Annotated in this window: 15 protein-coding genes and 3 pseudogenes; 14 read left to right on the top strand and 4 right to left on the bottom strand. The window is 62.3% G+C overall.

What is annotated here, in order from left to right:
* Positions 1–63: 63 nt before the first annotated feature.
* Positions 64–1313 (top strand): annotated as a pseudogene (locus ACD578_RS11235) (IS701 family transposase); the annotation flags it as partial.
* Positions 1314–2260: 947 nt separating this feature from the next.
* Here the strand turns inward: ACD578_RS11235 and ACD578_RS11230 are convergent.
* Positions 2261–3427, bottom strand: a pseudogene (locus ACD578_RS11230) (tyrosine-type recombinase/integrase).
* Between the two features lie 779 nt (positions 3428–4206).
* Here ACD578_RS11230 and ACD578_RS11225 point away from each other — a divergent pair.
* The 6 genes from ACD578_RS11225 to ACD578_RS11200 are packed head-to-tail and all read left to right on the top strand — an operon-like array spanning position 4207 to position 9908.
* The gene (locus tag ACD578_RS11225; protein WP_404293077.1) at positions 4207–5232 is read left to right on the top strand and encodes a LacI family DNA-binding transcriptional regulator; all 1026 of its coding nucleotides are present in this window, start codon (positions 4207–4209) and stop codon (positions 5230–5232) included.
* Between the two features lie 32 nt (positions 5233–5264).
* Positions 5265–6215 (top strand): substrate-binding domain-containing protein, encoded by a 951-nt coding sequence (locus tag ACD578_RS11220; RefSeq protein WP_404293075.1) that lies wholly within the window; start codon positions 5265–5267, stop codon positions 6213–6215.
* Entirely contained in the window at positions 6215–7027 is an 813-nt protein-coding gene (locus tag ACD578_RS11215; RefSeq protein ID WP_404293797.1) for an ATP-binding cassette domain-containing protein, read from the top strand. The genes ACD578_RS11220 and ACD578_RS11215 overlap by 1 nt, the downstream gene beginning before the upstream one ends.
* Entirely contained in the window at positions 7024–8028 is a 1005-nt protein-coding gene (locus tag ACD578_RS11210; protein ID WP_404293073.1) for an ABC transporter permease, read from the top strand. The genes ACD578_RS11215 and ACD578_RS11210 overlap by 4 nt, the downstream gene beginning before the upstream one ends.
* A gap of 3 nt (positions 8029–8031) precedes the next feature.
* Positions 8032–9096 (top strand): phosphotriesterase, encoded by a 1065-nt coding sequence (locus ACD578_RS11205; protein WP_404293071.1) that lies wholly within the window; start codon positions 8032–8034, stop codon positions 9094–9096.
* Positions 9097–9137: 41 nt separating this feature from the next.
* On the top strand, positions 9138–9908 hold the full coding sequence (locus tag ACD578_RS11200; RefSeq protein ID WP_404293069.1) for a glutamine amidotransferase: 771 nt from the start codon (positions 9138–9140) through the stop codon (positions 9906–9908).
* Positions 9909–9917: 9 nt separating this feature from the next.
* Here ACD578_RS11200 and ACD578_RS11195 read toward each other — a convergent pair whose 3' ends face one another.
* Positions 9918–10814: a ribokinase gene (locus ACD578_RS11195; protein WP_404293067.1), complete on the bottom strand. Its 897-nt coding sequence runs from the start codon at positions 10812–10814 to the stop codon at positions 9918–9920.
* Between the two features lie 27 nt (positions 10815–10841).
* Between ACD578_RS11195 and ACD578_RS11190 the strand changes: the two genes are divergently transcribed.
* From ACD578_RS11190 to ACD578_RS11175, 4 genes are all read left to right on the top strand, one after another.
* Complete coding sequence (locus ACD578_RS11190) at positions 10842–11684, top strand: BtpA/SgcQ family protein (RefSeq protein ID WP_404293065.1); 843 nt, start codon at positions 10842–10844, stop codon at positions 11682–11684.
* A 61-nt stretch (positions 11685–11745) separates the two neighbouring features.
* Positions 11746–12333 (top strand): TenA family protein, encoded by a 588-nt coding sequence (locus tag ACD578_RS11185; RefSeq protein ID WP_404293794.1) that lies wholly within the window; start codon positions 11746–11748, stop codon positions 12331–12333.
* A 17-nt stretch (positions 12334–12350) separates the two neighbouring features.
* Positions 12351–13607 (top strand): Zn-dependent hydrolase, encoded by a 1257-nt coding sequence (locus ACD578_RS11180; RefSeq protein WP_404293064.1) that lies wholly within the window; start codon positions 12351–12353, stop codon positions 13605–13607.
* A gap of 357 nt (positions 13608–13964) precedes the next feature.
* Positions 13965–16511, top strand: coding sequence for an excinuclease ABC subunit A (locus ACD578_RS11175; RefSeq protein ID WP_404293062.1), 2547 nt, complete (start codon positions 13965–13967; stop codon positions 16509–16511).
* A gap of 255 nt (positions 16512–16766) precedes the next feature.
* Here the strand turns inward: ACD578_RS11175 and ACD578_RS11170 are convergent, their stop codons facing one another.
* Together ACD578_RS11170 and ACD578_RS11165 are read right to left on the bottom strand one after the other, a co-directional pair.
* Positions 16767–17936: a zinc-dependent alcohol dehydrogenase gene (locus ACD578_RS11170; RefSeq protein ID WP_404293060.1), complete on the bottom strand. Its 1170-nt coding sequence runs from the start codon at positions 17934–17936 to the stop codon at positions 16767–16769.
* Positions 17937–17950: 14 nt separating this feature from the next.
* Positions 17951–18694, bottom strand: coding sequence for an SRPBCC family protein (locus tag ACD578_RS11165; RefSeq protein ID WP_404293058.1), 744 nt, complete (start codon positions 18692–18694; stop codon positions 17951–17953).
* Positions 18695–19040: 346 nt separating this feature from the next.
* Between ACD578_RS11165 and ACD578_RS11160 the strand changes: the two genes are divergently transcribed.
* The 3 genes and pseudogenes from ACD578_RS11160 to ACD578_RS11150 all read left to right on the top strand — a co-directional run bounded on the left by ACD578_RS11160 (position 19041) and on the right by ACD578_RS11150 (position 22990).
* Positions 19041–20954 (top strand): PAS domain-containing protein, encoded by a 1914-nt coding sequence (locus tag ACD578_RS11160; protein WP_404293056.1) that lies wholly within the window; start codon positions 19041–19043, stop codon positions 20952–20954.
* Between the two features lie 243 nt (positions 20955–21197).
* Positions 21198–22373 (top strand): zinc-dependent alcohol dehydrogenase, encoded by a 1176-nt coding sequence (locus ACD578_RS11155; protein ID WP_404293054.1) that lies wholly within the window; start codon positions 21198–21200, stop codon positions 22371–22373.
* 18 nt (positions 22374–22391) lie between these two features.
* Positions 22392–22990, top strand: a pseudogene (locus ACD578_RS11150) (hypothetical protein).
* Positions 22991–23037: the final 47 nt, after the last annotated feature.

The raw sequence follows: 23037 nt of genomic DNA, 5'->3' as shown, positions 1-23037 counted from the left end.
GTATGAGGAACCGGGGGAGCCCCACCGGTTTTTCCGCTGAAGGATTTTCCGCGGGAGGTCGTCATGAGCACCTCAGTTGCGTGGGAGCACGAACTTCAGTCCTGGCTCGAACCCTTCCTCAGCCATCTGCATCACCCAGCCCGTCGGCGCATGTGCCCGCTCTATGTGGCAGGCCTGATTGGCCCCGGTGAGCGCAAAAGCCTGCAGCCCATCGCGGCTCGGCTTGCTCCTGTCGGCTACGACCAGCTGCATCACTTCGTGTCCGTGGGGCCGTGGGATGAGGCTCCGCTGGAGGCTGAACTGCTGGCGCAGGCCAATCGGCTTGTGGGTGGCCCTGAGGCTGTCCTGGTGATCGATGACACCGCTCTGCCGAAGAAAGGCACCCACTCGGTGGGTGTTGGTCCGCAGTATGCCGGGGTGGTGGGCAAGAAGGCGAACTGCCAGGTGCTGGTTTCCCTCACGCTTGCCAAGGATGAGGTGCCGATCCCAGTCGCCTTGCGCCTGTTCCTGCCTGACACCTGGATCAAGGATCCCGGGCGCCTGCAGCGCGCCGGTGTGCCCGAGCCTTTCTGGACGGAGTGCTCGAAGCCGCAGATCGCCCTCACTGAGCTCCAGCGTGTCATGCAGGCTGGCGTGAGCTTCGGGGCGGTGCTGGCCGATGCCGGCTATGGCATCAGCGCACCCTTCCGGCAGGCGCTCTCGGCTCTGGGGTTGCGCTGGGCTGTGGGCACCGTGCGCATTCAGAAGGTTTATCCGGCCGATGTGCAGATGGTGGCCTCCACCACCACGCGCGGACGACCCCGCAAGACGCTGATTCCGGATGTCGAAGCGGTTTCGGCCGAGGCTATGCTGGCTAAGGTGTCATGGCGCCGGGTCACCTGGCGGCGTGGCACCAAAGGCCCGTTGCAGGCGAGGTTTGCCACTACGCGTGTGCGGGTGGCTGATGGACCGGCGGTTCAGTTGCGCGGGCATGCCGCCCAGCACCTGCCAGGCGACGAGATGTGGTTGGTGGGTGAGCATCGCTCGTCGGGGGAGCGCAAGTACTACCTGTCCAACCTGCCGCCCGACACGCCATTGAAGCAATTAGCGTCTCTCATCAAGGCGCGCTGGGTGTGCGAGCAGGCGCATCAGCAGTTGAAAGAGGAGCTTGGGCTCGATCACTTCGAGGGCCGCTCTTGGCAGGGTCTCCATCGGCATGCGCTGCTGACGCTGATCGCCTATCTGTTCCTGCAGCATCTGCGGCTGCGGGCAGCCAAAGGGGAAAAAAGAAAAGCCAGCGGACCACCGCCGCAACCCAGCCTGCCGGCCATTCGGCGCCTGCTGCTTGATCATCTGGCACACGCCATGCGCCTGCGATGTCCGTTCTGTCGGGCCCGCTTCAGCCTCGGCTCACTGATGAAAGTGCCAAAGTAGTGCTAGGAAGTCCTGATCATCAGAATGTAGACCGCCAGAACCACGGCGATCAGCATTGCGGCATAGAGGGATTGGGACAGCATCACATGAATCCCAGGATCACCGCTCCGCAGAACAGGAGCGCCAGACCGGCGACGACAAGCGCTTCGTTCTCGAACGAGATGTAGGACTTGATCCGCGTCATCATGGCAGCCTCCCGGATATCCATCATCATGCGCGCATGACGGCCGGAAAGATATGACTATCCTGAGAGCCCGTCGGGCCGAAGCGTTCCGGGCATTCCATCCTCCGGGTGCCGGGTGGGGGCGGCGGCAGGATCGATCGGCCGCCGCTCCTCGCCCGCGGCTGCGATCAGAGGCAGGTGTGAACGCCCGACTTCACGATCTCCTGCCATTCAGCACCAAGCGCCTGCCGTGCGTCGAGCTCTCCCAAGGATGGACGGGAGGAAGCGGCGGTACCTTCCACAGGGAGCCGATCCCATCGGCCGAAGGCCGGACGATGGCTCACGATCCTGCTCATTTCGTCCTTTGCCCAAGAGCCGGTTCAGGGACGCGATGCACCGGAGTTTGTGCAGGGGCGTTCCGCTCGGGCCATTGACCCTGCACCACTCATCCGTGTTACCTCGTTTCCGGAGCCGGACGCATTCGGCTCTGGGCGTGAGAACCCCGACCCATGGCGGCCGGTATCGGCCGTCAACGATGACTTCCCAACCTTGTGGTCGGGGAGGCGCTGTCGCATGTCCAGGGCGAAAGCCTAAAGGTCGTCGCGGCCGTCCTAGCACGGCTTCTCAACTCCCCGGCCACCTGCCTCGCTGGTGGTCACTTCACTCAAGGCGCTGGAACCAAGACTAGTACAGGCGAGCTGCTTTCCCACGCTTGTGTGCGCTTTCATTGTAGTAATTTGCCGCTTGCTGCATCGAGCGATGTTGTGATTGCTGCATCGCTTCAACAAGCGAGACACCATCCTGTGCAGCCTGCGTCAAATATCCCGAGCGCAGTCCATGGGCGCCGAACAGCGATGGATCAAGCCCTGCTTGGCGGCAGCGTCGTTTGACAACGTCATTGATGCCATCGCCCGTAATCGGGCTGTGACGAACATGGCCCCAGCGATCGATCGCCCGAAACACCGCACCAGCGGTGATCCCCGTACGCTCGAGCCAAGCCGTTAGTGCCTCCGTTGGACGGCCAATCAGGAGAACTGGGTTTATGGCATCGGCGTCAGCGCGCTTGGTGCGGCCGAGTTGAATCATCAGGCACGGAAGCTTGGTTGAGTCTGGATCCTGCGGATCTGCGGGCACTGGAGAGCATGCTTTGATTTGCCCAACGCTGAGCGAAGCCAGTTCCGAGCGCCGACGGCCGCCAGACGCAAATGCGGTCAGGAGCAGTGCGCGATCTCTGGTATCAGCGAGACAGTTACGGGCAAACGTGGCGAGGAGTTTATCCAGCACGTCGCGTGTGATCGCTTGTTCGCTCTTGCGTTGCTTCGGACGCGTGCTGGCTCGTACTGCCAGACGAAGGGCCGTTTTGAAGGCTGGCGTCATGAAGATGGTGTTCAATCCCCGCCAGCGGTGGCGAGTGATCCAGCTGGCCAAGCGCCGTCTCACGGATGCGGGAGCGTGGGGCTGATCCGTACGTAGTAGGCCGACCGCTTTCAGCTGCCTCCTGACAGGGGTGGGTATGCCGTGACTTGGCTCGAGTTCCCGTTTAGCCGGATCCCAGAGGTGATGCGCAATGAGTTTGAGGGCGAGGGCTTCTGGTCGAGGCCAGGGGAGAGGGCACCCGGTCGCTGCCAACGCCTATCCCTCAAGGTAGCCGAGGTCGGAGGCTAGAGCCCGTAAAGTGTTCGCTCCCATACCTTGTTCGGCCAAGTGTTTTAGGGTGGCAACGTCCTCGTCGGTGAGAAGTGCAGCAAGGGCTTCTCGCTGGCTCGCCGGAACGATGCCTGCGAGGGCGTCGAGTTCGTTTTCGCGCCGAAGTTGCTGATCCTCCGCATGCTCGAGACCGGCGGTAGTCATAGTTGCTCCTCTGCGGGACACAGGGCAGGAGCGGTCTGCTCTGATGATGTCACGGTGGGGATAAGCACCCCAAATAACGATTGCTGAAGTGACAATGCCGTTGCTGAAGTAACAATGCCGTTTAGAACGGGCCGAGGCTGATTATGTCGCCTGAATTGCGGATTGGCGCAACACTCCCGATAACAGGTAGTTACCGGGAGTGAGAGGCACGAATCGCGCGCGTTTTCGAGCAGCGTAGTAAGTGCCAAGATCAACGCCTTCGGCGCGTAAAATGGTCCGTATTATAATGGCTTATAGAGAACATTCAGTATGGTCATTGCGCCAAGGTCCCGAAGGGCCCAAGCAGCCTTCAGTCGTACGACCAAGCCCGCTCGCCAGAAAGTCTGTTTCCTTGTCGAAGGCATTGGGAGCGCCACTCGGCCTGCTGGACCCATAGCGGAACTGGACGGTTCACCAGACTACGAATTTCGGGCCAGCCGTTCGAGCAGTGTCGGGCGCGCCAATAGGCAACGCTCTGCAGCAATCGTGATTGGTATAAACATTGCGCGTGCGCCTACAGCGCGATGATCGGGATCGTGGGCTGACCGTCAACTGCTGTTGCGCGTCTTCATATCGTTGGGCCGCCCAAATCGCCAGGCTCGAGGGTCCGTGTGCTGCCACTCCGACCAATCAAAGTGCAGCACTCCTGGAATGTGCCGATTTTTTCAGCAAGCCTTTGGTTGACAGCGATCCCGGCTTCGCGCAGCTTGTAAACCGGTTAACAAAACTGTGAGGCTGGTGTGGGCAATGGCCGGGTCACAAGTCTGAAGGATGTTGCCGGTGCGGCTGGTGTGTCCGTCGCGACTGTCTCCCGGATGCTGAACGGGACCCTAGATCTGCCGACCGAAACAAAGAAACGCATCCAGGACGCGATCCGAGATCTGAACTATCAACCCAACCCGCATGCGCGGCGGTTAAGCCTGGGCCGGTCAGAAACGATTGGCCTCGTAGTTCCTGATATAGCCAATCCCTTTTTCGCGATGTTCGTCGCGGCAGTCGAAGAGGAGGCAGATCGGAGGGGATTATCAGTGGCTTTGAATGCGACGCTCAACAGGCCCGGACGTGAGATCGCGTATCTTCAGTCGATCGCACGCAATTACATTGATGGCCTCATCTTCCTGACGAACCATCCCGATGACGGGCGCCTCGCAGACCTGATCAACAGTACAGGCAGGGTCGTCGTCGTTGACGAGGACGTTCCCGGCGCGAAGGCTCCGAAACTCTTCGGCGACAACGAGGCGGGTGGACATTTCGCCGGAGGTCATCTCGCGGAGCATCGTCACAGGAGTGTTCTCTTTGTCGGGGGGCCAGAAGAGATGGTCAGCACCCGTCGGCGCTTCAGTGGGTTTGAGCGTGCCATGCGCAAGGCCTTCGGGTCTGACGCCACTATCGAGGCCTATAGAGGTGACTACACAGCGAGCTTCGGCCGTCATGCCGCCCGGCGCTTCATTGCTGAGAAGTGCCGGGCAACTGCGATCTTTGCGACCTCCGATGAAATCGCCGTCGGTTTGATGGAGGTGTTCCAGACGGAAGGCGTTCGTGTGCCTGACGATGTCTCCATGATAGGCTTTGACGATGTGGGCCCTCTGCATCTGTTCGCGCCGCCGCTGACGGCGATCCGCCAGCCTGTCCGGGCGCTCGGACAGCGGGCCTTGTCACTGCTTCTCGAAACGAATTGGCAGGAGAGGGAACCTCACGCAACTGAGGAGATCCTGCCGGTCGAAATCGTCGTGCGGAAATCCGTTGCGCCGCCGTCGAAACAATAACTTGCGATGGAAACCAGACAGAGGATGTGACTATGACCATGAAACGCAGAACTTTCGCCGCTCTGGGCCTCACCGCCGTCGCGGCTCTCACAATCGGCACGACCCAGGCCGACGCCCAGCAGAAGAAGACCTTTGCACTCGTGCAGATCAATCAGCAGGCCCTGTTCTTCAACCAGATGAACGAGGGTGCCAAGAAGGCAGCGGATGCCGCGGGCATCAATCTGGTCATCTTCAATGCCAACAACGATCCCGCAGCGCAGAACAGCGCCATCGAGACCTACATCCAGCAGAAGGTGGATGGTCTCGCGGTGGTCGCCATCGACGTCAATGGCATCATGCCGGCCGTCAATCAAGCAGCCCAGGCGGGCATTCCGGTGGTCGCCATCGACGCGATCCTGCCGAAGGGGCCGCAAAAGGCGCAGATCGGCGTTGATAACGCGAAGGCAGGCGCCGACCTGGGTAAGTTCTTCCTCGACTACGTGACGCCGAACATGAACGGTAAAGCGAAAGTCGGAATCGTCGGCGCTCTAAACTCGTTCATCCAGAATGTTCGCCAAGAGGGCTTTGAGAAGAGTATCAGCAGCGCCCCAGGCATCACCAAGGCAGGTGTCGTCGACGGTCAGAACATTCAGGACAATGCCCTCGCGGCCGCCGAGAACCTGATTACCGGCAATCCTGACATGACAGCGATCTACGCCACCGGCGAGCCTGCTCTGATGGGCGCGATCGCGGCCGTGGAAAGCCAAGGCAAGCAGGAAAGCGTCAGGGTGTTCGGCTGGGATCTCACCGCACAAGCTATCGCTGGTATCGACAAGGGCTATGTGGCGGCGGTGATCCAGCAGGATCCTGCCAGCATGGGCGCGGCCGCTGTGACTGCCCTGAAGACGCTCTCAAGTGGCGGCACCGTGGAGCCGACCATCTCGGTTCCCGTCACTATCGTGACCAAGCAAAACGTCGAACCCTACCGGGCCGTGTTCAAATGATGATCGAACGACAGCACCAGCACGCTGTCACCGGAGCCGAGGGGCCTATGCTCCCTCGGCCTACCGGATCCCAGACAGTTCCGCCGCGGGTTTCGCTCCGGGGCATCCGCAAGTCGTTCGGATCGCATCAGGCGCTCCGCGGCGTCGACCTCGATCTCTATACGGGCGAGTGCCTGGGGCTCGTCGGCGACAACGCTGCCGGCAAATCGACCCTGACGAAGATCATCTCCGGTACCTACATCCCGGACGAGGGCACGATCGCCATCGACGGCGAGACGGTGCGCTTCTCCGGTCCCGCCGATGCGCGCGCTCGTCACATCGACATGGTGTTCCAGGACCTCAGCTTGTGCGATCACATCGATGTGGTCGGGAACCTCTTCCTGGGCCGCGAACTCACCAAGGGTCCCTTCCTTGATCGGGCGCGGATGCTCCTTGAGGCGCGGCATATGCTGGATTCGCTGGAGATCCGTATTCCACGCCTGACCGCGAAGGTGGAAAAGCTCTCCGGCGGCCAGAGGCAGGCCATTGCCATCGCCCGCGCAGCCTCGTTCAACCCAAAGGTCCTGATCATGGACGAGCCCACGTCTGCGCTCGCCGTGGCCGAGGTGGAGGCGGTGCTCGCGCTGATCAACCGGGTGAAGGCGCGCGGCGTCTCGGTCGTGCTGATCACCCACCGATTGCAGGACCTGTTCCGCGTTTGCGACAGGATCGCCGTCATGTACGAGGGCACCAAGGTCGCGGAGAGGGAGATCGGCAGGACCAATCTGGAAGATCTCGTGAAACTGATTGTCGGCGAGGGGACCAGACAATGAGCACCTATACGGAGCGGCAGAAGGGCTCGCCGGTTGCCGACTTCTTCGTCGAACACGCGCAGGTCCTTTCCATCGCGTTCTTCTTTCTGGCTTGCTGCGCCTTATTTGCTATCACGACCGACACATTCTTGACGGTCGGCAACATTCTCAATGTCGTGCGTCAGGCCGCGCCGATCCTCATCGTCGCCGTGGCCATGACCTTTGTGATCGTCACAGGCGGTATTGACCTGTCCGTTGGCTCACTTGTCGCACTCGTCAACGCCGTTGCCGCCATCGTTCTCAGCATGGGCGTTCCCTGGCCCCTGGTGGTCGTGGCGATGCTCGCGCTCGGCGCCCTCATCGGCTTCGTCCAGGGGTGGTTCGTGGCCTATCAGGGGATTCCCGCCTTTATTGTCACGCTTGCAGGCCTGTCGATCCTGCGCGGATTGGCGCTTTATCTCACCCAGGGCTATTCGATTCCCATCAACAACGTGCCGGGCTTCATCACCATTGGCCGCGGCGAGATCGTCGGCTTTCCTGTTCCAGCATTGATCGCCATCGGCGTGGCGCTCCTCGGCTATGCGGTGATCACCACGACCAAATACGGCCGCCAGGTCGTGGCGGTCGGATCAAACATGGAGGCGGCGCGCCGGGTCGGCATGCCGGCGAAGTGGATCGTCGCCTCGGTCTATCTGATCGCAGGCGTCGCCTCGGCCCTCGCGGGATTGCTGATCGCCGCCCGTCTCGGGTCCGGTTCGTCCAACGCCGCCGTCGGCTTCGAACTTCAGGTGGTAGCGGCCGTGGTGCTCGGCGGCACCTCCCTGATGGGCGGGCGCGGTACGATCCTGGGCACGGTTCTGGGCACCATGACCATCGCGGTCATCGGCAATGGACTCATCCTGATGCACATCTCACCCTTCTTCACGCAGATCGTCACCGGCGCGATCATTCTCCTGGCGATCTGGCTCAACACCCGCATCTTCTCGGCGAACTTCCGCTTCGTCACCAGAAAGGCCAGGTGAGTGATGGGCCAGGAACTCTCGGACGCGCATGTGCGCTCCGGCAAGGTGATGACTGTCACGGGACCCGTGGCGGTCGATCAACTCGGCATGACGCTCATGCACGAGCATATCCTCAACGACTGCCGCTGCTGGTGGCACGCACCGAAGACACGGGAGCGGCAATACCTGGCCGAGAGTTTCGTTTGTATCGAAATCCTCGGCGAGTTGAGGCAGGATCCTTTCGTTAACAAACACAACATCACGCTCGACGACGAACCTCTCGCCATCGCCGAGCTCAAGGCCTTTGCGGCGGAGGGCGGGCGTACCGTCGTCGAGCCGACCTGCCAGGGCATTGGCCGCGATCCGCGCGCCCTCCGCCGCATCTCTGAGGCAACGGGGCTCAACATCGTGATGGGCGCCGGGTACTACCTTGGTTCGTCGCACCCTGAAAAGGTCGCCGCCATGACCGCTGAGCAGATCGCCGACGAGATCGTTCGCGAGGCGACGCAAGGAGTAGATGGCAGCGACGTCAAGATCGGGCTGATCGGCGAGATCGGTGTTTCATCCGACTTCACGGCGGGGGAGGAGAAGTCCCTGAGGGGCGCGGCGCAGGCCCAGGTGCGCACCGGCCTGCCCCTTATGGTGCACTTACCCGGCTGGTTCAGGCTCGGGCACCGGGTCCTCGACGTGGTGGCCGAGGAGGGTGGCGATCTGCGGCATACGGTGTTGTGCCACATGAATCCCTCCCATGACGATCAGCCCTACCAGCAGGAGCTCGCCGCGCGTGGCGCCTTCATTGAATACGACATGATCGGCATGGATTTCTTCTATGCCGATCAGCAGGTGCAATGCCCCAGCGATGAAGAGGCGGCGCGTGCGATCGTAAAACTGGTGGAGGCGGGATACACCGATCGGATCCTCCTGTCGCACGATGTTTTCCTGAAGATGATGCTGACCCGGTATGGCGGCAACGGCTATGCCTATATCCCCCGCCACTTCCTGCCACGTCTGCGGCGGCACGGGCTGAACGAAGCCATTCTCAATCAGATGATGCAGGACAATCCCCGCAGCGTCTTCCGTGCGTCCTGAGTGTCCTTGCCCGAACAGATCAACTTGACGATGGTTATGCTATGACAAAGAAAGTTCTACTCGTCGGCGAAAGCTGGGTCAGCTCCGCCACCCACTACAAGGGCTTCGACCAGTTCGGCAGCGTCACTTTTCATCTCGGTGCCGAGCCGCTGGTGAAGGCCCTGGAGGGCAGCGAGTTTGCGCTGACCTACATGACCGCCCACGATGCAGTCGAAAAATTCCCCTATGACATGGCGGGGCTCGACGCCTTCGACGCGATCATCCTGTCGGACATCGGCTCCAACTCCCTGTTGCTGCCCCCGGACGTGTGGCTTCATTCGCGCACGGTTCCCAACCGCCTGAAGCTGATCAAGGCCTGGGTGGAAAAGGGCGGGGGCCTGCTCATGGTGGGGGGCTACTTCTCGTTCCAGGGCATCGATGGCAAGGCTCGCTGGCGCCGCACGCCGGTAGAGGACACTCTGCCGGTCACGTGCCTTCCCTACGATGACCGCGTCGAAATGCCTGAAGGCGCCGTGGCGTCGATTGTACGTCCGGATCATCCCGTCCTGGCCGGTCTTGAGGGCGACTGGCCGCTGCTGCTCGGCGTCAACGAGGTCGAACTGCGCGACCGTGCGGACGTCGAGGTCCTGGCACGCCTGCCCGACGATCAGGGTGGCCACCCACTGCTCATTCTCGGCACCCACGGGCAGGGACGCACGGCAGCATGGACGTCGGACATTGGTCCGCACTGGCTGTCGCCCGCGTTCTGTGCGTGGGAAGGCTATGGCCGCCTCTGGAAGAACCTGCTCGGTTGGCTCACCGAGGCTCGGTGAGATGCATCTCTACAGGTCGAGGATTGCCGCGAGCTCCTCGGCCGTCGGAAAGGCCGACTGAGTTCCGGGGCGGCTCACTGTGACGGCGCTTGCTCTGCTCGCATGCTCGATGGCTGTTCGGTCGAGAGCCGTGCCGCGCAAAGCGGACGATGCGAGCGCGGTCGCCATGAAGGTATCGCCCGCGCCGGTGGTATCGGCGACCGGGCAGGTAACGGCCGGAACGCGGATGATGCCGTCCTCGGTCGCCAGCATCGCGCCGTCGCGGCCTAAGGTGAGCACGACCGTTTTCACGCCGGCGGCGAGCAGCTTGCGCGCCGCCTCCTCTCCGCTGGCGTCCGTGAGGGTAAAAGCTTCCCCCTCGTTGAGAAAGGCGATATCGATGAGACTCCAGAGATCGCCGAAGAAGGGCCGCAGAGGCGAGGGGTTGAAAGCCGTCACCATCCTGCGCGAGCGGGCGGCTTCCAGAACGCTGCGCGTGACCGCGTCCGTCAGGTTTCCCTGCAACACAGCAAGATCGCCGGGCTTCGCGTCGTCCAGGGCAGCGACGGCCTGCGCGACATCCAGGTTCTGGGCGCAATCGGTTGTGGTGACGATGGCGTTCTCGCCATCGGGCGTCGTGAGAATGATGGAGAAGTCTGTCGACCGGCCGGTGATCGGAACGAGATGCTCGGTCACTGGTTCCGCCGCAAGGCGCTGGCGCAGCAGATCGCCGCGCAGGTCGCCGCCCACGCCAGCCACGAGATGCGTGCGCAATCCGCACCGCGCCATGACAACTGCCTGGTTAGCACCCTTGCCGCCGAGGTCGCGGGACCGCTCGGTGCCGAGAATGGAAGCGCCTGGTTTCGGCATGGCGTCGACGGCGAGGGTTTCGTCGATGGTGACATTGCCGATGACGTAAGCGTCCATGGGTTCACTTCCAAAAAGGGATAAGAAATGAAGAACATCTCAGGCAAGGCTGCAAGCGCTATAGGAGAAATATTCGGCACTGACAAGGTTCTCATCGGCATGATCCATTGCCCGGCATTCCCGGGATCGCCGCGCTATCAGGGTGCCGCCATGGGGAGCGTTTACGATGCCTGCATGAGGGATGCCGAGATGCTGATCGAGGGAGGCATGCATGGCCTCATAATTGAGAACCACGGCGACATACCTTTCTCGAAGCCGGAGGATATCGGACCGGAAACCTCTGCTTTCATGGCCGTCGTGACCGACAGGGTCGCGCGCGCGACGGGCGTTCCGCTCGGCATCAGCGTGCTGGCCAATGCGCCCATTCCCGCATTTGCCATCGCCATGGCAGGCGGCGCGAAGTTCATCCGGGTGAACCAATGGGCCAATGCCTATGTGGCGAATGAGGGATTTATAGAAGGACGCGCCGGAGAGGCGTTGCGCTATCGCTCCCTGCTGCGGGCGGAGCACATCAAGGTCTTTGCCGACAGTCACGTGAAGCATGGCAGCCACGCGATTGTAGCCGATCGGTCGATCCAGGAGCTGACGCGGGATCTCGCCTTTTTCGATGCCGACGTAGTTATCGCCACTGGACAGCGCACAGGCAACACAGCTACCGTCGCGGAGATCGAAGAGATTGGTTCAGCCACGCACCTGCCGCTTCTGGTTGGATCCGGTGTCGACAAAGACAATGTGGCGGAGATCCTCAAGCGTACGAACGGTGTGATCGTTGCCTCGTCCCTCAAGCAGGAAGGCATGTGGTGGAACCCGGTCGATCCGGAGCGCGTGCGTGCATTCCGTGTTGCAGCCGAGCCAGCGCTGGAGGGATGAGACCGTGGCCGAATCCCTTTCGCAACAGATACTTCGCGAAAACCGCGCCGTCTTCGATGCCATGATCGGGCATCGCTTCGTCGAAGACATCAAGCACGACAGGTTGTCGACGGGCGTCTTCGAACGCTACCTCGTCTATGAGGGCGCCTTCGTCGATACAGCTATCTCCATCTTTGCCTATGCGGTCGCCAAGGCCGAACGGATCGAGCACAAACGCTGGCTCATCGCCGTCCTCGATGCACTCGCCAATCAGCAGATTGCCTATTTCGAGAAGACCTTCGCGGCGCGTGGCATTGACCCTGCGAGCTTCAACGTCAGCCTGCCGGAGGTAGCAGCATTCCGGTCAGACATGCTTGAGATCGCCCGCGACGGCACGTTTCTCGATATCGTGGCCGCCATGTTCGCAGCGGAATGGATGTATTGGATCTGGTCGAAAGAGGCCGCCTGCCGTCCGATTACCGACCCGACTCTGAAGGAATGGGTTGATCTCCATGCCCATGAGGATTTTGCCGCCCAAGCCCTGTGGCTGAGGGACCGGCTCGACGAGGCTGGTGCGACGCTCGGTGAAGCAGAGCGCACCAAGCTCAGCCAAATCTTCGGGCAGGCTCAGAGCCTGGAGATCGCCTTTCACGACGCGCCCTATCTTTGAACTGTGCGGAGAATCACATGCCCCATCAAGCGCAGGTCAACGCCGAGAGGCTGCTGAAGCGCCTCGACGATTTCGCCGCCATCGGCGCCACCCCCGCAGGCGGCGTGAACCGGCAGGCTCTGTCGGTGAAAGACCGCGAGGCGCGGCGTCTTCTCGCGGAACTGGCCTTGGCGCGAGGCTTTCAGGTGTTCCTGGACCCGATCGCCAATCTCTTCGTCCGGCGAGACGGGAAACGAGGCGATCTGCCGCCGTTCCTGATCGGCAGTCATCTCGACAGCCAGCCCACGGGCGGACGCTTCGATGGCGCGCTCGGCACTCTCGCCGCCTTCGAGGTGCTCGAAAGCATGGAGGATGCCGGGATCGAGACGGAGGCGCCGCTGGAGGTGGTTGCCTGGACAAACGAGGAGGGAAGCCATTTCTCCCCAGGCTGTATGGGTTCGATGGCCTTCTCTCTGAAGGCCATCCCGGCGGAGTGGAATGATCTGCGCGCAAGCAACGGAGACATCTTCTCCCAAGAGCTGCACGCAACCCTCGAGGCGTTGTCAGAAGCGCAGATGCGGCCGCTGGGCTTCCCCGTTGCAGGCTATCTTGAACTGCACATCGAGCAGGGGCCTTCCCTGGAGCGGGAGAACATCCCGGTCGGCATCGTCTATGGCATTCAAGGAACCCGCTGGCTTGACATCACCATCACCGGTCAAGCGTCTCATGCGGGCACAACGGCACTTGCCTTTCGCCGCGATCCGATGACCGCGGCGGTGGCGGCCCTGAAGCGGCTCTTCGATACAGTCATGCCGCAGGACGAGCGCGCGCGCTTCACAGTGGGGCGGTTTGCCGTTGATCCGGGATCTGTGAACGCCGTTCCAGCGTCTGTCACCTTCACAGTGGATCTTCGGCATCCCGACACCGAAACCCTCGATGCATTGGAAGCTTTAATCGAGAAGACATGTGCTGATGCGGCAGCTTCGGTTAGGTGTGAGGCACAGAGCCGCCGCTTCTTCGACATGCCTCCTGCCACCTTCCCAGAAGAGTTGCTCGCCTGTCTCGACCGTGCGGCTGAGAGACAGGGGCTTACGACCACGCGCATGCTTTCGGGGGCTTTTCACGATGCACTGTTTGTGAACCGAGTTGCACCTGCTGCAATGATCTTCGTGCCTTGCCGGGATGGCCTGAGCCATAATGAAGCCGAGTATGTTGAGCCTTCTCACAGTATCGCTGGTGCGCGAATGTTGTTGGCATCGACCTTGGAGGCGCTTGCTTCACTTGGGAGCAAATGAGGTTGAGGCAGTGCCTAGGACGCATCGAGTCTTGAGATCACCCGACGAAGACCACGATCCCGACTGCGATCTCCGGATACGAATGGGCAGGATTGTTTGGATCCAGGAGCAAAGCGGAACTTTAGGAAGTCCAGAACTTGGACCGATTTTGACCCGAAGCTGACGTTAGCCGGTTCGGGACCATATGCCTTGTGCGCAGCGCAGTCTCCAAGATAGTCCTAGTGCCGAACGACAGGGCCTGTTCCCGGCGAGCATGCCCTTAGCGGTTCCGCTACGCGGAGTCGGAGATCATTCCTCTGGCGGGAGCGTCGGATCGCCCTAGATCATCGCGGGTCCGATATCTTGCCGAGCCACGCAATGCCAGAGAAAAGCAAGTTCCGATCTCCGACGGCCGTGCGGGAAGGAACTGGGTTTGTCCGCGTTCGCGGGGCCCGCGAGCACAATCTCAAGAATATCGATCTCGAAATTCCTCGCGACGCCCTCGTGGTGTTTACAGGCGTCTCCGGTTCCGGAAAGTCGTCGCTCGCCTTCGGAACCCTTTATGCCGAGGCGCAACGGCGATATCTCGAGTCGGTGTCGCCCTATGCGAGGCGACTGTTCCATCAGATGCCCGTCCCGGATGTGGACGACATCGACGGTTTGCCGCCCGCCGTCGCGCTTCAGCAGCAGCGCGGATCGCCGACCACGCGCTCCTCCGTGGGCAGCGTCACGACCTTGTCCAACCTGCTGCGCATGCTTTATTCCCGCGCCGGAGACTATCCGCGCGGCCAGGCGATCCTCTATGCCGAGTCGTTCTCGCCCAATACTCCGGAGGGGGCTTGTCCTGGGTGCCATGGCCTCGGCCGGGTCTATGAGGTCACCGAACGATCGATGGTGCCTGACGACGCGCTGACCATTCGCGAGCGGGCGATCGCCGCCTGGCCAACCGCCTGGCATGGGCAGAACCTGCGCGACATCGCGGTCACGCTCGGCTTCGACGTCGATCGGCCCTGGCGGGATCTGCCCAAGAAGGATCGCAACTGGCTGCTCTTCACGGACGAGCAGCCGACCGTTCCGGTCTATCCCGGATATACGCAGCAGGAGGTTCGGCGCGCGCTCAAACGCAAGGAAGAGCCCGCCTATCAGGGGACGTTTACGAGCGCCAAACGCCACGTGCTGCACACCTTCGCCAATACGCAAAGCCCGCTGATGAAGCGGCGGGTGGCGCAATACATGGTAAGCACCGAATGCCCGCTGTGCCACGGCAAGCGCCTGCGCCGCGAGTCCCTGGCCGTCAAGTTCGCGGGGCTGGACATCGCCGACATTTCCAGTCTGCCGCTGGCCCGCCTCTCCGACATCTTCCGCTCCTATGCGGATGGGACGGCCTCACGAATGGCAAAGATCGAGGCGGAGCATCCGGAAAAGGCGGTGGTCGCACAGCGCATCGCGCAGGATCTCGTCGCCCGGCTCGACGTCATGCTCGATCTCGGGCTAGGCTATCTCGCCATCGAACGCAGCACCCCGACGCTTTCGCCCGGCGAGCTCCAACGGCTGCGGCTCGCCACGCAGGTGCGCTCGAACCTGTTCGGTGTGGTCTACGTGCTCGACGAGCCGTCGGCCGGGCTTCATCCAGCGGATACGGAGGCGCTGCTGAATGCGCTCGAGCAGCTGAAGGCGTCCGGGAATTCGCAGTTCGTGGTCGAGCACAATCTCGACGTGATCCGTCAAGCCGACTGGATCGTCGACGTGGGTCCGGGTGCCGGCGAGCAGGGCGGCTTCGTACTCTATAGCGGTCCACCGGAAGGGCTCAGACAGGTCGAGACCTCGCAGACACGGCGCTTCCTGTTCGGCGAATGTCCTATCCGTTCTCGGGAGCCGCGCCTACCGAAAGACTGGCTGCGCCTCGCCGGCGTCACGCGCAACAATCTGGATGGGCTCGATGTCGCATTTCCCTTGGGCGTGTTCACGAGTGTCACGGGGGTATCCGGCTCCGGCAAGTCGAGCTTGGTCAGCCAAGCCCTGGTCGAACTGGTCGCGGAACATCTCGGCCATGACATCCCTGCGCAGGAGGAAGAGGGGGAGGAGCTCGAACGGGCGGCGGTCATTCCCGCCAGCGGCCGGATTGTCAGCGGCATGAAAGGGATCAAGCGCTTGGTGCGAGTCGATCAGAAGCCGATCGGGCGCACGCCGCGTTCGAATCTCGCCACCTATACTGGCCTTTTTGATCATGTCCGAAAACTGTTTGCCGCAACCAAGCAGGCACGGGCCCGTCGCTACGATGCGGGACGCTTTTCCTTTAACGTCGCTAAGGGACGTTGTCCCCATTGCGAAGGTGAAGGCTTCGTGATGGTGGAGCTGCTGTTCCTGCCGAGCGTCTATGCACCCTGCCCAACCTGTCACGGGGCGCGGTACAACGCTGAGACGCTCAAGATCAAATATCGCGATAAGTCCATCGCCGACGTGCTCGGAATGACAGTCGATGCGGCCTGGGAGTTCTTCGCCGGCGAGCCGCATCTGCATCGGTCCCTCACGATCGTGCGCGAGGTGGGTTTGGGCTATCTGCGGCTTGGCCAACCCGCGACCGAATTGTCCGGAGGGGAGGCTCAGCGGATCAAGCTTGCGACCGAGCTGCAGCGAATCCAGCGCGGCGATACGCTCTACGTCCTCGACGAGCCGACCACCGGATTGCATCCGGCCGATGTGGAAAGGCTTGTGGCTCAGCTCGACGGGCTCGTCGAAGCTGGCAACACCGTCATCGTGGTCGAGCACGACATGCGTGTGGCGGCGAGAAGCGACTGGGTCATGGATCTCGGTCCGGGAGCCGGTGACGAGGGCGGACGGCTGGTTGCATCGGGGCCGCCAGTCGAAGTGGCAAAAGCATCAGGCAGCCGGACGGCGCCTTATTTGGCGTATGCACTCGCTTGATCCGGAGCTGCCTTTAGCAGATCTGAGGCATATGGCTTGTGTACAGCACAATTCCGGCAGCAGGGTTAGCGCCACCAGCTCCACGGCCGTTCGTCAATATTCGTACCCACATTGGGTCGGGCAGAGCGGCCGTATAAACGAGCTCTTTACTGCCTCACCGAGACGAATGCCGATGGCAGCTTTCGAATATGCTCAAACGGCATCTATTCCGACAATTCCAGAGCCTTAAACATTGTTATGAGGATCACGTCGGTTTCAGGGAATGAACACAGAGCGGACGCAACCGTCCTCCTTGTGCTTGAACATGGCGTAGCCACGCGGTGCATCTTCGAGCGAGAATCGATGCGTCGCCAGGAACGATGGGTTCAGCTCTCCCTTCTGAGCATGGTCGAGCAGGCGGTCCATGTAAGCCTGCCCATGCTGCTGGGCCGTGCGCACCGTCAGGCCCTTGTTCATGATCGCGCCAATCGGAAACTTGTCCATCACGCCGTAGACGCCCAGGATCGACAGTGTTCCCCCCTTGCGGCAGGCCAGGATTGCTTCGCGTAGCGCTTGGCCGCGATCTGTGTGCATGTACATGAGCTGCTTGGCACGGTCGTAGGCGTATTGCAGACCGGTGCCGTGCGCCTCCATGCCGACCGCGTCGATGCACGCGTCGGGGCCACGGCCACCTGCCATTTCCTTGAGCACCTCCAGGACACTGTCGACCTCCTCGTAGTTGATGGTCTCGGAGCCGACATGCTCGCGGGCCATCTGCAGCCGCTCGGGCAGGCGGTCGATCCCAATCACCCGCTCGGCTCCCATCAGAAAGGCGCTCTTCTGGGCCATCAGGCCGACGCCGCCGCAGCCCCACACGGCCACCACGTCGCCGGGCTGAATGTTGCAGAAATCTGCCCCCATGTAGCCGGTCGGGGCCGCATCAGACAGAAACAGCACCTGCTCGTCCGGCACACCATCCGGCACCTTGAAGCAATCGTTGTCGGCAAACGGCACGCGCACATACTGGGCGTGCGCTCCGGCATAGCCGCCGAATGCGTGGGTATAGCCGTAGATGCCGGCGGTCGGATAGCCGAAGACGGGTTCCTGCAACTCGGGTTTGGGATGGGTGTTGTCGCACAGCGAATAAAGTTTGTTCTTACAGTACCAGCACTGGCCGCAGGTGATGAAGGACGGCACCACGACCCGATCCCCCTTCTTGACCTTCTTCACCTCAGGCCCGACGTCCTCGACCACGCCCATGAACTCGTGACCGATCACGTCACCGGCCTTCATGGTCGGGATGTAGCCGTCGATGAAGTGCAGGTCCGAGCCGCAGGTGGTCGACATGGTGACCCGCAGGATGCAATCATGCGGATTGACGATCTCGGGGTCCTTGACGGTCTCGACACGCAGATCGTTGACGCCGTTCCAGATGAGCGCACGCATGAGAAGCCTCCTCGTCAGCGCGGGTCGGGCCGAGCTGCCGGCTGGCGCTCGGTGGTCGGGATCTCGCCGGTCTGGACGAGGGCCTTGAAGAAGTGCAGCGACTTGCTCGCAAGCGCCGCCGGTACCGTATTGCCCAGCATCTGGGTGGCAATCCGGCCGAGCATGCCACCGGGCGGATCGAGGCTGGCACGCAGGACCACCACGGTGCCGCGGTTGCCGGTAGCGGGGCGGAAGCGCACCGACGCTTCCCGGATCAGAGCGCCGTCGCCTTGTGCCTCCCAGCGCATGAACTCGCCAGGCTGGTCATCGGCCAAGCGCATGTCCCAGGAGCCGAGATTGTGTCCGGCGCTCCAGCGTGTCTGCCCGTCACCCTTGGGCTGGACATCGGCAAAGGGCGCCATGATCCGCCTCAAGGTTTCCGGATCGCGCCAGCGACGGTAAAGTTCGTCCGCGGGAACGTCCTCGATCGTAATCGAGCGCTCGACTTCCGGCTCGTGCCCAGCAGCCGATCGTCGGTTCGGACCTGTCCTGGTCCGACTCCCGTTATGGCGCATTTGGGCGCCGATCAGACCGACGGCGGCCACGCCGGCGGCCGCCGCGAGGGCGAGCCCAACGATGCCAGGGCTAGAGCGGTCCCCGGGAGCATCCTGTCGACGTCGCCGTTGGTTCGGCCAGGACTGCGCGGCTCCCGTTGCTTGAGTGTGAGCCGCACTATGGCCGCGATCCCGTTGGGGCCGTTCATCGTGTTGGTCCGTCATGGCACACCTTAGTGGCGTCGAGGGATTTCGGTAGCGCCCAACCTGATGAGATCGGATGGGTTGACGCTAACAATCGTCGTTCTGCGGAACTCGTGGAGGGTAACGATCGTAAGGGCCTATACGCATACCGGTCGATTCCTGAGGGAAGATACGTGGCTGCGAACCAACCAGCGTGGGCTGGCCTCCTTCAGCCCACACTTACATCGCTGAACAGCCAATGCGGTCAGGTGCAGCAGGATTGGCCAGGGAAGACGCGCAGCCGTAGTCCCGTTTTGAGAAGCCGCCCTCACAACCGTTTAGTTTTGTCGGAAAGGCCGCTCATGATGTGCTTCGAGGGAGAATGGAGATGAACGTGGCGGAAGGCTTTCCCAACGGCAGCATCATGGGCGAACGCGTGCGACACCACGACTGGGCTTCGACGTCCCTCGGTTCCATCGCAACCTGGCCCCAAAGTCTGAAGAGCCTCGTCCATCTGGTTCTTGCGGCGCCGCTCCCGATGAACCTGTTGTGGGGGCCAGAGCTCATCCAGATCTACAACGATGCCTATGCGCCGCTCATGGGACTGAAGCACCCTGCCGGCTTGGGCCAGCCCGCGGCTGAGTGCTGGCACGAGGTCTGGGAGGTCGCCGGGCCGCTCTACTTGCGTGTGTTCGCGGGCGAGACGGTGGTCCTGGAAAACAGCCAATGGATCTTGAACAGGCATGGCGTTCTGGAAGCCGCATGGTTCGACAACTATCTCATCCCGGTCCTCGATGAGAACGGCGCGGTCGGCGGCGCACACGTCATCGCGTTCGAAACGACAGGACGGGTCAAGGCTGCGGAGGAGCGAGACCAGTCTGAGCAGGCGCTGCGGGCGAGCGAGACCCGGCTCCAGTCCGCCATCGATCTCGTTGGCCTGTCGCCCTACACCTGGGATCCGGCCACCGGTGCGCTGGACTGGGATGCCCGGCTCAAGACGATGTGGGGGCTGCCCCCGGATGCTCATGTCGACTACGAGGTGGGGCTATCCGGCATTCATCCCGAGGATCGCCCGCGCGTCGAGGCCGCGCTCGCGCATTGTGTCGACCCCATGGGTGATGGTGTCTACGCCATCGAATACCGCGTGATCGGGATTGAGGATGGGGTGGAGCGCTGGGTCTCCACCCATGGCCGGACCACCTTCGAAAATGGCCAGTCGGTGGGGTTCATTGGCGCCGCCTTGGACATCACGGAGCGCAAGCGGGCCGAAGCAGCCCTGCGTGAGAGCGAGGAGCGCTTCCGGCAGTTCGCTGAGAATTCCAGCAACGTGCTGTGGATCCTCGACCCTGCGACGATGCGGCTCGAATACCTGAGCCCCGCCTTTGAGGTCATCTTGGGCGAAACAATCGAAAGCACGCTTGGCGATCCCAGCCGGTGGAGCCGCTTCGTCCATCCGGATGATCGAGAACGCGCGCGAGGCGCGGTTGACCTGGTCAGGCTGGGAGAAGCCATCACGGAAGAGTTCCGCATCATCCGCTCTGATGGGGCGGTGCGCTGGATCCGCAACACCTACTTCCCCATTCGCGACGCTCAGGGCCAGATCCGCCGCGCCGGCGGCATTGCCCAGGACATCACCCGCCATGATGGGCGTTTCGTGTATGTTGTCGATGCCGAAGAGACCGCCCACCGAGGTCTCTCCCATTTACTTCGCGACGCCGGCTACAGGGTCAGAGCCTTTTCGTCCGGCAAATCCTTCCTGGAGGCGGTCCCGGCTCTCGCGGCCGGGTGCGTTATTCTCGACATTTGCCGGTCTGGCGCTGGTGGTCTGGTCATTCCGAGGGAGCTCAAGGCCCGGCGCATCGGCCTGCCGGTCATTGTTCTGGGGGATGCCAAAGGCGACGTGACCTTTGGGGTGCAGGTGATGAAAGCTGGAGCCGTGGACTTCCTGCCGGTCCCGTATGGTTCGAACCAGCTTCTGGCCGCCGTGGCGTCGGCCGCAGCCAGCAGCCGTGAGGGGGATGAGCAGAACCAGGAGGCAGATCGGGCGCGGCTTCGGATTGCCGAAATGTCGGAACGGGAGCGCGAAGTCCTGGCAGGCCTGTTGGCCGGCAAGACCAACAAGGAAATTGGACGGGACATCGGCCTCAGCCCTCGGACGGTAGAGACCCATCGGGCCCACGTTATGCAGCGGCTTGGGGTGCAGACCCTGTCTCAAGCCGTGCTGGTCGCAACCTCCGCGGGATTCCAGTCGCCCAGCTCAGGGCAGAACGTGCCTCAGGGGTCGGGCTCGCCCGAAACCTGACCGCCTGGCAGGAATGTCCCACTCATATTGCTGTCCTCGCTTAGGTGGGCAAAGCGGGAGGGCAGCACTGCATGAAACGGAGCGGAATGTCCCTCAGGGATCATCCGCAGCACTTCCCCGCACTGTAGACGTTCAAACGCCACGAGCCCTGACAATCATTCCCGCAGAGACCTGCCCCGTGCCGTAACGAGTTGCGGACGCAGTAGCATCTGCATCTTCGTTGGACGAGAGGAGGAGGAAGACATGCGAGCCCTCGTTTGGCACGGCAAGGAAGATATCCGCTGCGACACCGTCACGGACCCTGAGATCGAGCAGCCGCGCGACGCCATCGTCAAGGTGACAAGCTGCGCCATCTGCGGCTCGGACCTGCACCTGTTCCACAACTTCATCCCCGCGATGCTGCCCGGCGATGTCATGGGACATGAGATGATGGGTGAGGTCGTCGAGGTCGGGCCGGAAGCCAAAGGCAAGCTGAAAGTCGGCGACCGGGTGGTGGTTCCGTTCACAATCATCTGCGGCGAATGCGATCAGTGCAAACGCGGCAATTTCTCGGTGTGCCAGACCACCAACCGCAAGAAGTATCTCGCTGACAAGGTCTTCGGCCATGCGACCGCAGGCCTGTTCGGCTACACGCATCTGACCGGCGGCTATCCGGGCGGGCAGGCTGAATATCTCCGCGTTCCCTTTGCCGATGCGACGCACATCAAGGTGCCGGATGGTATCCCGGACGAGAAGGTTCTCTTCCTCGGCGACATCTTCCCGACGGGCTGGCAGGCGGCGGTCCAGTGCGACATCCAGCCGACCGACACCGTTGCGATCTGGGGCTGCGGTCCTGTCGGTCAGATGGCGATCCGCAGCGCCGTCCTCCTCGGCGCCAAGCAGGTGGTTGCCATCGATCACCTGCCGGAGCGCCTGGAAATGGCGGAAGCCGGTGGCGCCATCACCATCAACTTCGACGAGGAGAGCGTGGTCGAGCGCCTGAACGAGATCACCGGCGGCGAGGGCCCGGAGAAGTGCATCGACGCCATCGGGATGGAAGCCCATGTCTCGCCCTCCATGCCGGATACGGTCTACGACCGCGCCAAGCAGATGCTGGGAGCCGAAAGCGACCGGCCGCATGTGCTGCGCGAGATGATCTACGTCTGCCGCCCGGCCGGGGTGATTTCGATCCCAGGGGTCTATGGCGGGTTGGTCGACAAGATCCCGATGGGGCAGGTGATGAACAAGGGCCTGACCATCCGGACGGGCCAGACGCACGTCAACCGTTGGACCGATGACCTTCTGCGCCGCATCGAGGAGGGGCAGATCGATCCGTCCTTCGTTATCACCCACACGGTCAGCCTCGATGAGGGGCCCGAGATGTACAAAGTGTTCCGCGACAAGCAGGACAGCTGCATCAAGGTGGTTCTGAAGCCCTAAAGACCCGGGAGAGAAGACATGGCTTATTACATCTCGAACATTGCCCGGTCCAAGGGCGACCCGAAGGTCATCCACTCCGGCCCCAGCTCGCTGGGGGGCGCTGACCGCCTAGCCAAAGCCCTCGGCTGGTTCAGCATCGGGCTCGGCCTGACGGAGCTGATTGCGGCGGAGCGCATCACCCGGGCGCTTGGCATGGAGGGCAAGGAAGCCCTTGTGAGGGCCTACGGCGTCCGTGAAATCGGGCACGGCATCGTCTCGCTCTCCCCAGACAAGCACCTTGGCCTGTGGAGCCGGGTGGCCGGAGACGGGCTCGACATCGCCACCCTGATGGCGGCCATGCGGCATGACAATCCGAAGCGCGACAATGTTGGGATTGCTCTTGCGGCGGTGCTCGGGGTGACGCTGCTCGACATCATTGGCGCGCAGGGGGTCACGGCCCGCCACAGCCGCCCCCTGGCCGGCCACGCTCCTACAGGGATCGGACAGGCTTCCCGCAGGGTGTCCAGGCGGCGCGAGGCGCAGCCAAGGACTTCCAGGTGCCTCCGGACATGCGGGCCGCACCACCCCTCGCAGCGGTGTCCGATCGTGCCCCGCAAGAGAGGGCACGTCCTCACTGAACTCTCGACGATACGGCTGCGGTCGAGCGGCGTTCACGCTGTGAGGC

This window comes from Microvirga sp. RSM25 (assembly GCF_044784385.1).
GTDB lineage: Bacteria > Pseudomonadota > Alphaproteobacteria > Rhizobiales > Beijerinckiaceae > Microvirga > Microvirga tunisiensis.
Note: the sequence above shows the minus strand (reverse complement) of the source record. Positions and strands in the feature narration are given on the sequence as shown.